General features: G+C 43.5%; 9 protein-coding genes and 1 pseudogene. 2 read left to right on the top strand and 8 right to left on the bottom strand.

Annotation, left to right across the window (positions count from 1 at the left end; genetic code table 11):
* Together B7C60_RS06405 and B7C60_RS06400 are read left to right on the top strand one after the other, a co-directional pair.
* Positions 1–1,425 (top strand): alpha-amylase family glycosyl hydrolase (locus tag B7C60_RS06405; RefSeq protein ID WP_245868701.1); only part of this gene is annotated, 1,425 nt, incomplete at its 5' end.
* A 358-nt stretch (positions 1,426–1,783) separates the two neighbouring features.
* Positions 1,784–2,953, top strand: coding sequence for a tetratricopeptide repeat protein (locus B7C60_RS06400; protein WP_099610940.1), 1,170 nt, complete (start codon positions 1,784–1,786; stop codon positions 2,951–2,953).
* Between the two features lie 82 nt (positions 2,954–3,035).
* Here B7C60_RS06400 and sstT read toward each other — a convergent pair whose 3' ends face one another.
* From sstT to B7C60_RS18080, 8 genes and pseudogenes are all read right to left on the bottom strand, one after another.
* Positions 3,036–4,346, bottom strand: a complete 1,311-nt coding sequence (sstT, locus tag B7C60_RS06395; RefSeq protein WP_099610939.1) for a serine/threonine transporter SstT — start codon at positions 4,344–4,346, stop codon at positions 3,036–3,038.
* A 488-nt stretch (positions 4,347–4,834) separates the two neighbouring features.
* A complete protein-coding gene (locus tag B7C60_RS06385; protein ID WP_099610938.1) occupies positions 4,835–5,314 on the bottom strand; it encodes a copper chaperone PCu(A)C in 480 nt (159 codons plus the stop codon).
* The gene (locus tag B7C60_RS06380) at positions 5,311–5,913 is read right to left on the bottom strand and encodes an SCO family protein (protein ID WP_099610937.1); all 603 of its coding nucleotides are present in this window, start codon (positions 5,911–5,913) and stop codon (positions 5,311–5,313) included. Before B7C60_RS06380 ends, B7C60_RS06385 begins: the two co-directional genes overlap by 4 nt.
* Complete coding sequence (locus tag B7C60_RS06375; protein WP_099610936.1) at positions 5,910–6,335, bottom strand: hypothetical protein; 426 nt, start codon at positions 6,333–6,335, stop codon at positions 5,910–5,912. The genes B7C60_RS06380 and B7C60_RS06375 overlap by 4 nt, the downstream gene beginning before the upstream one ends.
* A 157-nt stretch (positions 6,336–6,492) precedes the next feature.
* Positions 6,493–7,410: a polyprenyl-phosphate transporter gene (locus B7C60_RS06370; protein ID WP_099610935.1), complete on the bottom strand. Its 918-nt coding sequence runs from the start codon at positions 7,408–7,410 to the stop codon at positions 6,493–6,495.
* A gap of 710 nt (positions 7,411–8,120) precedes the next feature.
* Positions 8,121–9,704 (bottom strand): GGDEF domain-containing protein, encoded by a 1,584-nt coding sequence (locus tag B7C60_RS06360; RefSeq protein WP_099610933.1) that lies wholly within the window; start codon positions 9,702–9,704, stop codon positions 8,121–8,123.
* Positions 9,685–11,172 carry a tetratricopeptide repeat protein gene (locus B7C60_RS06355; protein WP_099610932.1) on the bottom strand — a complete coding sequence of 496 codons (1,488 nt, stop codon included), beginning with the start codon at positions 11,170–11,172 and terminating at the stop codon, positions 9,685–9,687. The genes B7C60_RS06360 and B7C60_RS06355 overlap by 20 nt, the downstream gene beginning before the upstream one ends.
* Positions 11,173–11,396: 224 nt before the next feature.
* A pseudogene (locus B7C60_RS18080) lies at positions 11,397–12,106 on the bottom strand (lactate dehydrogenase); the annotation flags it as partial.

Genomic DNA, 12,106 nt, shown 5'->3' with positions numbered 1-12,106 from the left:
TTTGTTGATGGTGATTCAAGCATTGGGCACGAAACTGGGTATGGAACTAGCCACCATAAAGGAGATTTACAAGGAATTATTGATTCTTTGGATTATATTCAAGCCTTGGGTGTGAATGCGATTTGGCTGACTCCGATATTTGAATCTCAGCCGATAGCAGGGCAAGATCATTGGGCTGATCGCCTTGATGCAACCGGCTATTTTGCGACCGATTATTTTAAAATAGATCCCCGTTTTGGGGATTTGGCCACCGCGAAAACCTTAGTGGATGAAGCGCATAAAAGAGGGTTATACGTTTTCTTTGATGGGGTCTTTGGCCATCATAAACAAGGCTTAATTAACCCTTCACCTTCTGGTTTACTGCCAGCGGGGGGAAATAACCCGGTTGATTACCCAGACAGTTTGGCTTTTTATCAAGAAGTGGCAACCTATTGGATTAAAGAGCTTAATATTGATGGTTGGCGGTTAGATCAGGCTTATCAAGTGCCGTTGGCTGATTGGATCCAAATTCGTAAAGCGGTTGAACAGACCTCTCAAAGCGTTACTTATATTAATGCTGATGGAGTAGCAGTGAATCCATTGGGTTATATGGTGGCGGAAGTCTGGAAAGGTGAATCTGACATTGCTCGTCAAGCTTATGGCGAAGCACAAACCCCAGCGCTATGCTCTGCGTTTGACTTCCCGATGCGTTATCGAATCGTCGAAACGCTCGCGGTCAATGAAAGTGGTGTCGGTGGAAAGGGGGCGCAATGGCTAAATAATGGATTTACGACACACGACCAATACCCCGCACACGCTCAGCCTAACCTAATGCTTGGGAACCATGATTTAGTGCGCTTTGGGGATTTATTGCAACGCGGTGGACTTGCTCAACCCAATGATGTGGATTATTGGCTGCGCCACAAAGCCGCATTTGCTTTCCAAGCCGCTTATACCGGGCCAATTACACTCTATTATGGTGAAGAAATTGGCGATCAAGTGGATGATTTTGCTGCGAAAGAAGATAACCAAACGTGCGCAATACGTGGTGTCTGTGACGATCATGTCGCTCGCAGCAGTGCAAAAATTGACGGCGTCAATGCAACGCTTGATGCAAACCAAATGGATTTAAAAGACTACGTTGCATCATTACTGGCACTACGAGCTAAGCATCCCGCCCTTTATCAAGGTTCTAGAACTCATTTACTTGCCGATGAAACCCGTTATGCGGATCTCAAACAATCAGGTGACGATCGAGTGTTATTTTTATTAAATACCTCTCAAGAAACCAAGCAGTTCTCTTTTTCTGTTGCAGAGCTTGGTTCCTCGGTTGAGCTTATTGACTTACTTGTTGACGGTACAAGCATTGCCCCTAGCCACGGTAATTATACGATTGTGATGGAGCCCTTACAGGCTCGTTTTTTACAGGTTCAAGCGACAAACTAACTCGATATGGCAACCTTCGTTTGTTGACGCTGAGGTTGCCGTATTGGTTTCTCCTAAAGTCGATATTTTTATTTTGAAGATTGTTATCTCTGGGTATGTCATGTAGCCCAAATGATCAGCTGGGTGCGACGCTCTTTTTTCTTATTGAACCTACAACAAATTCTTGACGAGGAAAAAGGAGAATCGATTGGGGAATAGGCCGATATACAGTAAGCTTACAGGGAGTGAAATAAGGAATAAAACTCTATTCATGACAGTAATTCGACGACTTTGCTCGTGTCATTGTCGTTAGGTGGAACTTTGCTAGATCAAAAGAAACGATTGAATAGAGATGGAACCGTCAATAAAAAGAGATGATATGAATACCATTGGTATGGCAATTGGTGCGGCTGGGCTTTCTCTAATTCTAATTTTTGTTTGGATGATTTCATTATCGATCCGTAAAAAGCGTTTAGAAGAAGAGAGAAAAGCTCGGGAAGAGGCCTATCGCAAAGCACTCGATCGAATGCGTGAGCAAGAACGAAAAGAGCGTTTGTTTAAAGCTGAATCCGGCCATGTACCGACTATCTTGTATTTAGCTAAAGAAGCCGAGCGAACCAATTTAAAAGAAGCGCTGTTTTGGTATGAGAAAGCGGCGCAGTTAGACAATATTAATGGCATGTATGGTGTCGTGCGCATTTGTGAAAAAGCGCGTGATGACATGATCCTGAGAGGAAAGGCTAAGTTTTGGTGGCAATTTATCCGAGCCATTGAAGGGGATCTTAATGCGAAGTTTGAGACAGGGCTTGCTCTCATTTATGGCCGAGGGATTGAAATCGATGTGGCAAAAGGTCTTACTTTAATTCAAGAGGCGGCGGAAGCGAAGCACATTGAGTCGATTATCTTCATGGGTGAATGGTGTGTCTCGAAAGATAATATTGCGCCAGCCCCTCGTGATTCAACATTTTGGTTTACTAAAGCGGCCAAGTTGAACAGCCTTGAAGGCATGATGAAATTAGGCTTGAATTATCTACAAGGCGTCGGTGTTGCTGCCGATCACGGTAAAGGCTGTTATTGGCTAGAACGCGCCGCAGAAAAAGGCCATGCAGAAGCCATGTTTCACGCGGGTGAAGCGTGGATTGAACGTGGAACAAGCGGCAATGCGATTGCTTATATTTGGCTATTTCTGTCTGCTTTTTTTGGTTATCAGCCAGCCAAAGGGCTACGCGATCATATTGGTGGTAAAATTGGGGTCGATTCAGTCGTTGGATTGCAGTCTTTAGCCAAACCGTTGCAGAAAAAAATTAGCGCCTCGACCGTGAATAAACATTCGATTATTCGGGCACTGAATAAGTTGTATAAACGAAGTGTCCCTGTGCCGAATAAAGGAGAAGTGCTTGAAGACGACGATATTCTTGAGCCTTTTGAGTCGGTTCTCGACGGTCATGACTTGGTGGATGAGCAAGAGGGGCAGCCTGAAGAGAGCCAAGAAAAATCCAGCCCTAAACCATTAGACTTTTCTCAAGCCGCAATGGATAAACATCAGTAACCATGATGGTTAGGTAAGAGAAGAGAAGAAAAACGGCTCGATTGGATCGGGCCGTTTTTTGTTTGAATAAGTAATATATTGATTATGCTTGGTTTTGTTTTGCTTGGCAAACTGCGGCGGTAAACACAACATCGGTTGAACTATTCAGCGCCGTTTCTGCTGAGTCTTGAATGACGCCGATGATAAAGCCAACCGCGACAACTTGCATGGCGACATCGTTAGAGATACCAAATAGGCTACAAGCAAGAGGAATCAATAATAGTGAGCCACCAGCGACACCCGATGCACCACAGGCGGATATCGCCGCGACAACACTGAGTAACAAGGCGGTCAATAGGTCGATTTGAATTCCCACCGTATGCACGGCGGCGAGCGTTAATACGGTAATGGTAATTGCAGCGCCACCCATGTTAATAGCGGCACCCAACGGAATAGAAACCGAATAGGTGTCTTTATCCAGTTTTAGTTTCTCACATAGAGCCATGTTGACCGGAATATTAGCCGCACTTGACCGGGTGAAAAACGCTGTCACCCCACTTTCTCGTAAGCATTGCCAAACCAGTGGGTAAGGGTTGCGCTTGATTTTTTGGGCGACGATTAATGGGTTTACGATTAAGGCAATAAAGAACATTGCACTGAGTAATACAGCAAGTAGCTGAGCATAACCGGCTAAAGCATTAAAACCTGTGGTGGCTAACGTCGATGTCACTAAGCCAAAAATACCAAACGGCGCTAAGCGAATAATAAAGCGAACAATTTGCGATACACCATGGCTAAGATCTTCAAATACTGACTTCGTGGTTGCCGAGGCGTGGTGAAGTGCTAGTCCTAAACCGATAGCCCACGCAAGGATACCAATGTAGTTCGCCGACAGTAGCGCATTGACCGGATTATCGACCAATTTATACAGCAACGTTTGCAGAACTTCAGTAATTCCTTGCGGTGGTGTTGAACCTTCTATGCCTGAAACCAGAGTTAAAGTGGTTGGAAACATAAAGCTGAGTACAACGGCAGTCAGTGCAGCAGCAAATGTACCAAAAAGGTAAAGAATGACAATTGGGCGCATGTAGGTGTGTTGGTTTTTCTTTTGATTCGCAATCGAGGCGGCAACCAAAATAAAAACTAGAATCGGTGCGACTGCTTTTAGCGCGCCGACGAATAAATTACCCAGTAATCCTACTTTTTGTGCGTGTTCTGGTGTGAATTCGAACAAATGGCCGAGGAATTGTAATTTTGGTGCATACTTAGGTGAGAAATTCACCAAGGCAGTTTGAATTTGCTCTGGTGAAAAACTCGCTAAGGTTGCTAGTATTGCACCAGATAGGATCCCAGTTAAAATTTGTAGTACTAGATTCCCACGAGCAAAACGGGCAAAAATAGAGTTGCTTTGCATAGTTATCCCTGTAATGAAAATGAATTTATTTTATTTTTTCCAAGAAATGTTAGCCATCTGGCATAGAATCCCCTGCACCATCGTGTTTCTTGGATCGCTCTGTCATGCTGTGATTACGAGCTGTGCTCAGTAATATCGAGTGAACGAGGCAGCCAATATTAACGTTGCCAAACAATGTGTCTAGGTTTTATTGATAACAAGCATAAAAAATTACGAAGAAGAGTGAAATACAGCTCAAATCAATGTGAATGGATTGTGGTTTTTTCGAGAGGGCCAATCTTTAATGGTTGTTGGCTACGTTCTTTTACCCCAATCACATAGCCTGTCTATGCTCATGGGGATGATGAGAGCCATCCGTGGCTCTCATCAAAGGCCAGCCTACGGCTGTTCAAATTGGTTTCAAACAAATTTGTCACTCACTTGCCGCCTACCTGCAACGCCAAGTTGTTTGGGTATAGCGGGTATTTATCGCCCCCCCTTCTGATCAGTTAATGATGTTGCTGCATACTGCTCATCACCGTTTTTATCGGAGCGACAAATGAAAACGATTGACCGTCTTGCGTGGTTAATTGAAGCGTGATCTGCTCACCGGCAATAAACGGATGCTGAAGGTCAAATAACATAATATGAAAGCTGCCTGGCTTTAATGATAAAACCCCTTGTGCAGGTATTGTTAATTTATCAACTTGGCGCATTTTCATCACATCACCGTCTTTGATCATGTCGTGTAACTCAATTTTTCCTGCCGAAGGACTCGAAGCTGCGACAATATAACGGTCAGTTTTGCTGTGATTGATCAATGTGCCAAAAACGGCGCTGGTCGCAGCATTCGGTGGGGTAGCGCGCGCGTAAGGTTCTTTCATCATCAAACGATCTGCATAAGAGCTAGTATCTGTATAAGAACTATCATGCGCATAAGTATGAGCGGTGCATAAACTGGCAATTAAAATCAACAAGCGATATTTCATCGTGACCGTCCTTTTTGAGTTATAAGTGCTTCAATGGCTGTGATAATCGGGGTGGGGGTATTGGTATGAGGAACTTGAGTGAGTAACGTGCCGTCAGGCTTTAGAAAATAAAAGTAGGAGCTATGATCAAGGGTGTAGTTTAATTCAGAATTTGGCAGATCGGTTTTTTGCACGATAACGCCATATCGATCAGTCAAACGCTGAGTCTGAGCGAAAGGAAGAGCGAGACCTTCTATTTGCGGGTGAAAATACGCCGCGTAAATTTCCGTTGCTTGTGGTGTGTCTCTTTGAGGATCCAATGAGATAAAAATAGGGCGCAATTGTTGCAGAGCGGACTCGCTGAGCTGGTTGAGTGCTGCTCCTAGCATAGCCAGTGACGTCGGGCAGACGTCCGGGCAACGCGTAAAACCAAAATACACAATACGAATCCGCGAATCACGGGGGTCAAATAAATCTGCCATGAGCGGATGTTGAGTATCAGCAGTTGAAGCGGCCTCTGGTATGGTTTTTTGCTGAGAGGCTTGTGTGTCCCAGTAGCTTTTTAGGCCAAAACCAAAAGCGAAAATGACCACGCAAAAAAGCGACCAATTTTTACTCATTTTTCCATCCTTACTGAAAGATAAACCGTAGTTTCCCCATCGGTTAATGTGCCTATCCAGGTCATATTTTGCATGGTACAGACGGGGAGCATTAATTGGCCGCTAAACGAGTGTCCGGTGCTTCTGGTGAGTAGAAACTTGACCGTCCCCATCTCCATTTCCAGCCCTTGTAGCGTGAGCGTTAATTGCTGAGTTTGAGACGTTGGCCAATCGACCATCAGTGTCGTGCTTACAAGTGGTTGTACCGTATCTTGCGTTAATCTCATCGTTACGCCTTGTTGCTGACAAGGTTTACTGGTAACAGGGCAATAGTGCTGATTTTGTTGTTTGGCCTCCGATGAAAAATGCTGCATTAGATCGCTGGCGTAAAATCCGGCAAGCAGAGCAAGGACAGCACAGAGTAGCTTGATCACCATTGACATCGTACTGGTATCCATAACAATAAATACAGAATGTTAACATAGTGGAAATAGGCGTAAGCGGTGAATAAGAAAGAAGTGTGTCACGAGTCAAACTCTGAGTGGTTTTCTCTCGCCGCCTCGGTGCTGATAGCGGCGAGAGAAATGCAATGTCCAGTCTTTAGCGAGTGCGAGAGGCAAATTTTTCTAGCCCAACGACAAGAATCATTGCACCAAGCATAGCGAGTATAGCAAGGCTTAAATGAGCTGACTGAGCGGTAAGGGATTCATAGTCAAATGGTGATAAATTTTGTTGAATGAGTGGCACTTGCTCGCCGTGGGAGTTGATTCTCCAACTGAGGGTTTGTTTCCAAGGCCAAATTTTAGGTAAGGTTCCAAGCATGAGTCCGGTTAGAAAGGTGAGCGTTACATCTCGGTAGTGCTTTAGTAGCCAAGACAATAGATGAGAAAAGCTCGTCAGTCCAATAACACATCCGACAAGGAATACGCTCAAGATATCAATTTGTAATGTTTTAATTGCGTTCAGTATTGGGGTGTACATACCAAGGAGTAGTAAAATAAAGCTGCCCGAAATTCCCGGTAAGATCATGGCACAAATGGCGATACTGCCAGCGATAAGTATATTGAGATGAGTGATCTCCATATCGATAGGTTTAAGGACGGTAATCGTATAAGCGAGCAGCACACCAATACCAATAGCGCACCAGCGGGATAAGCAACGCTGGTGAACTTGTTGTAACATATGCCACACAGAAATGAGAATTAGACCAAAGAAAAATGCCCAAGTTGGAATCGGATGCGTGGCTAATAGCCAAGAAATAAACTTAGCTAAACTTATGATGCTTGTGAATATCCCACCAAATAATGCGAGTAAAAACCCCCCATTAATATGCTGGAAAGTTGCTTGAATACCTCGTTGTTTCCAATAGAGGATAAGGCTTGGGTTAATGCGTCGGATACTTTCCAGTAAGGTGTCATAAATACCTGTAATAAAAGCAATTGTCCCACCAGATACGCCCGGAACAACATCAGCTGCTCCCATGGCGATTCCTTTGAAAAAGGTACTTATATAATTCATTGTACACCTAACATCATGTTAAATAACAAGTCGCGCAGTATAGCAGACATGGTTTTGAAAGTGTTGTACAGATTATTGTGAGCCCTTGTCTTATCTGTGACTGCGGTTGTTTGGATTTTCAGTGTTTTTTTTGCATTTTGCAATTTTATTTTGCAATTTACTCACTGGCATCCGAGGTGAATTACAGGATGGATTCGCGTTGTGCCTTTATTAGGATAAAAATAAAAAAGAGTAATAGCGCGTTATTAGTGTAATTTGTGTTTTTTTCTACTAATTGTTGATGATTTTAATGTTGATCTAAGCGATAAGTGCTAAAAGTATTTATTTTTTCTTATTTTTTATAAATTGGCACGTTAAGTGCTTTATGTTTGTTGACCCTTACTAAAGCCGAGGGTCACCTAGCCAACTGACGTTGTTAGTGAATAGAAATTTGTTCACACATAATATAAGCCAATCGACCTATTGCGATTGGCTATTTTTTTATTCGTGCGAATTTATATAACTTTCCTACTTCAATCTGCAGAGGTGTTGGCTACGTTTGTTCACCCCAATTACATCGCCTGTCTATGCTCATGGATGATGAGAGCCATCCGTGCTCTCACCAAAGGCCAGCCTACAGCTGTTCAAATTTGTCACTCACTTGCCGCCTACCTGCAACGCCAAGTTGTTTGGGTATAGACATCAGCTGAATGCTGGTAATGAGAGTTGGTCTACTCTGTACAAATTTGATTTCGACCATTAGCTTTTGCACGGTACAGGGCTTTATCTGCTCGGTAGAAGGTTCGTTGGGTATTTTCTCCAGGACGATGCACCGTGATACCGACACTGACCGTTAGCCTTCGAGCCCCTAATATCGGTTGCCAATCAACATCGGCAATCCGTTGACGGAAGGCATCAGCGTGTAAAGCTGACTGCTTTAAGGTTTCACCTTCTAAAATGATCAAAAATTCTTCTCCACCAAAACGGATACAAGAAGCGGGATAGTGCTGGAAATAGTCGGTTAATGTTGTTGACACTTGGACAATGGCTTTATCTCCCACTAAATGGCCGAGATCATCATTAATCGCTTTGAAGTGATCAATGTCGACCACAAGGAAAGCAAAAGGCGTAGCATGGTGAATAAGTTCTTTCAGTTTGATCTCTAGCCAGCGTCGGTTATGCAATTGAGTTAATGGGTCGGTTAATACATCTTGTTGCAGTTGGGCGACCGTATTCTTTTGATGTTCAGTGGCTTCTTTGAGTTCTCGATTCTCTTGTTCAGAGACAATCAGTTTGAGCTGAGGTTCGAAACGAGCAAGCCGTCGTAATTGAGTCGCTCCTAGATCACCGATCGGAATCGATTTGATCAGGGTCGATTCGATCTTAAATCCTTTTTTTTCATAGTGGAGTGCAAGAGCGTAATTACCTTGGCGAGCACAGACATCACTGAATGCAGCATAAAGACTTTGTTCTAGAATTGAGACATTTTTTAATAAAGGGATTCGCCTTTCCGCTGCGCTCAGTAACATATTTGCAATATGGATTTTATTTAGCTCCAGCAAACAGTAAGCTTGTTCAATTCGTACCATATTGAATAGCCAGATTGAGTGAATATTCCCCTTGATATACTGCACATTAGTTAGTGTATGAATCGCTTTTTCAAGTTGATTTTGCTGACGATATAATTTGGCCTGATAGAGTGATATTTGCCCAATTAACGTTTTGTTAGTGGCGAGAGCGCTTAAGGTTTCACATTCGCTGAGCAGCGTTTGTGCTGCGGAGTATTGGTTTAACTGCAAGTGGCAAGCCAGCATACAGAGTTTATAGCGTAAACGTAGTGAACGGCTACTTAATGCACGGTCGAGTGCATCGACTTTTTGGTAATAGCGCAAAGCACGTTTGTGATCCCCATACGCATCACATAAATTACCCATCCCTAGCACGGCTTGAGCATAATCATCAATATAGCCATGCTCAACCGCTAAACTTGAGCTAGAGACGTATTCGTTTAGTGCAGCGGTATACTCCCCATATTCGACTAATCTATCGCTCAGACTTCGTTTTATATGCAGAATGAGCTCAATATTTTGGCTGGTTGATAACAAAGCGAGTGCGCTACGTAGCTCTTGGATGCTGTTGGCGATGTGTTTTATTTCTGTGTAATATTCTGCACTGAGAGTGAGACACAGTGCTTGTTCCTCGGGACTACTGGCAATATTTTTTTCAACATGATGCCAAAAAATCACCGCTTCTTCGCCATTCACTGACGTGACATCCAACCCTGCTTTCTGGATTTTATTCAGTAGCGCTTCCATGATGATTATCCTGTTGTTGAACGTGTTCCAGCTGCTCTAAAGTAAAAGGGAAACTTAAAATAGTTTGCAGTGTGATGACGGGCAGAGAATCGCTCAATCCTTTACGCTGCCATGGGTAAATTTGAATCATGTTAGCGACGGTTGCTTTGAGTTGTTCGGCACTTTGCCCAGTTTCTGCTAGCAGTAAACCGAGTTGGGTCGGACTTAAACGTGAAAGTAAGTCGTGCTGTGTGCAAATGGTATGAATAAGTTCGGTACAAATATCGAGATAATGTGGCTCGTCATGGTGGATCACCATGACAGAATGTTGGCAATGTTGTAGTTCCGCTTTAAACATCATTAATTGTTCCCACCAATCGTTTTCTGCTACAACATGCGAGAGCTGTTTTTCAGGATTATATTCATAGTGGTTACGGACGCGTCGAATCAGTTTGTGAGCACGTTGTTCGAGTTGACGCTTGGAAATGTGGGCGCGATCAAGCCCGAGGCGAAAAGTTTGCTCTCGTAACATTGATAGGGAAAAACGGCGATATTTTTTAAACGCAATCAGGGCTTTTTGGTGATCGCCTTGTTGTTCAGCAACCCGCGATTGCTGCAAACAAATTTGTGATAACAATTCCCCATTATCAAATGTTTGTGCTGATTGTTCTGCACAGAGTAATAACTCAGTGGCTTTGTGATGATTTTTACGCAGTAGCTCAAGCCGTGCTCGGCTGATATAAGAGTGCGCTTTCATCCATACTAGATTATGTTTTTTGGCCAGCTCATGAGCCCGTTTTGTCGCTTGCTCTGCATCTTCTAATCGCTCTAACCCGAGCAGCGCCAAGCCTCGGAAGTCCCAAACTTCGGCTTGCCATGTATTATCGGTGTGATCGCGTAAAGCTTCTTCGGCCCCATCTAACACAGAAAGCATCTCTAAATATTGCTCGAGTAAATAGAGATCCCAGGCCCATAAAATACGGGCTTTACCTTCCAGCCAATGAATTCGAGTTTTGTTGGCAACACTGACCGCCAATTCATGTGTACAGCAAGCAAGCGAATATTCATTGGTTATTCGCCAGATATTTCCTAAGCCAATTAAACTTTCGATGATGATTTCGATCTCATCGGTTAAAGAGGCCTGTTCTAGTGCATTAATCCAATATTGTTGAGCGGTGTAGTACTTTGCTTGTCCCCAAAAATGGAGTGCATGGATATGCAGGATCTCGGGTAGGTATTCATCACTCTCAAGACTATGTTGATACTGAAGAGCTTGCTTAATGGTCTTAAGGCCAAATCGATAATCCATTTTGCACCAAGCACCGCGCGAGATCAGAATATGAGATTGCAAAATACCATCAGAAAAATTCAGTTGCTTGGCTTGTGCTAAGCATTGCTCCGCAGCGGATATCACTTGTTGAGGGTCAGATTCTAGACGGCTTTTTAATTGTTCAAGCTCAAGTTCAAGAATGTGTTGATGCTTATCCAAATGGTTGTCCTTGCCAATATCTCGCTGATAAAGAGGCCAAATTTGCTAGGTGCCGACAGGCATGGTGAGCGGACTCAAGTACAAATCTAAGCTTAGTGTTATATGACAATAATTTAGGTTTATTTACCACTGGTTATCACAGTTATTGATCTTGGTTCACATTTTTAATTGAGAAATTTGAAGTTAATTTATGCCTGCCACTTTTGTATGGCCAAGGGCAGGTATTAAGACAGTAATTCTTTTAATGTCAGGGGATGCTCTGTCACGCCTAAGTTTTGCGCGGCAGTAAAGCCATATTTATCTTGATAACATAAATTGTGCCAAGCGCGAAAAATATCCAATAGCGGCATAATTCCGCCTGGACTTAGCTTTCTTCTTGGTTCATTGATGAGTGATTCAAACAACAATTGAAATCGCTGCTGATAAAAATCAATTTGGCGGGTGCTGGCAATGGGTAGCCAATGTTGTGGCGAGGGATGGTTTCCTGCCAGATAGCAGATGCCTTTGGTCGCGTGATGCTGGTGGATAATCGCCCAACGATCTCGCCACCACCCCATCAAAACAATATCAATGCGAGTAAAAGGCTCGCTGGCGTTCCACTGATGCTCTTCTTCTACGTACATTAAATCAACTTGTTGCTGACGAATACGAGGTAAACAAACACTCAGTGCCGCTGAGCGTAGCAGCGGATCTTGCGGCATAAATAAAGAAACATGTTTATTGGGTAAACACATATCTAATACATGCAGATAGTGCGCATAAGCGGTATAAGGCGGTCGAATTAACGCGCCTTTAGAAGGATAATGAAAGGCGGTGAGGTTCCCCATTGGGTCTTCAACATTGCCTCTTGCTAAGATCGTTTGATATTTTTGATCGATACGTTCACGTAATATTGAAGACGGCTCTGGCATAGCCAGATTCGACTCGGAAGAAT

This window comes from Vibrio fujianensis, assembly GCF_002749895.1.
GTDB lineage: Bacteria > Pseudomonadota > Gammaproteobacteria > Enterobacterales > Vibrionaceae > Vibrio > Vibrio fujianensis.
This window is presented reverse-complemented; position numbering and strand designations above follow the sequence as displayed.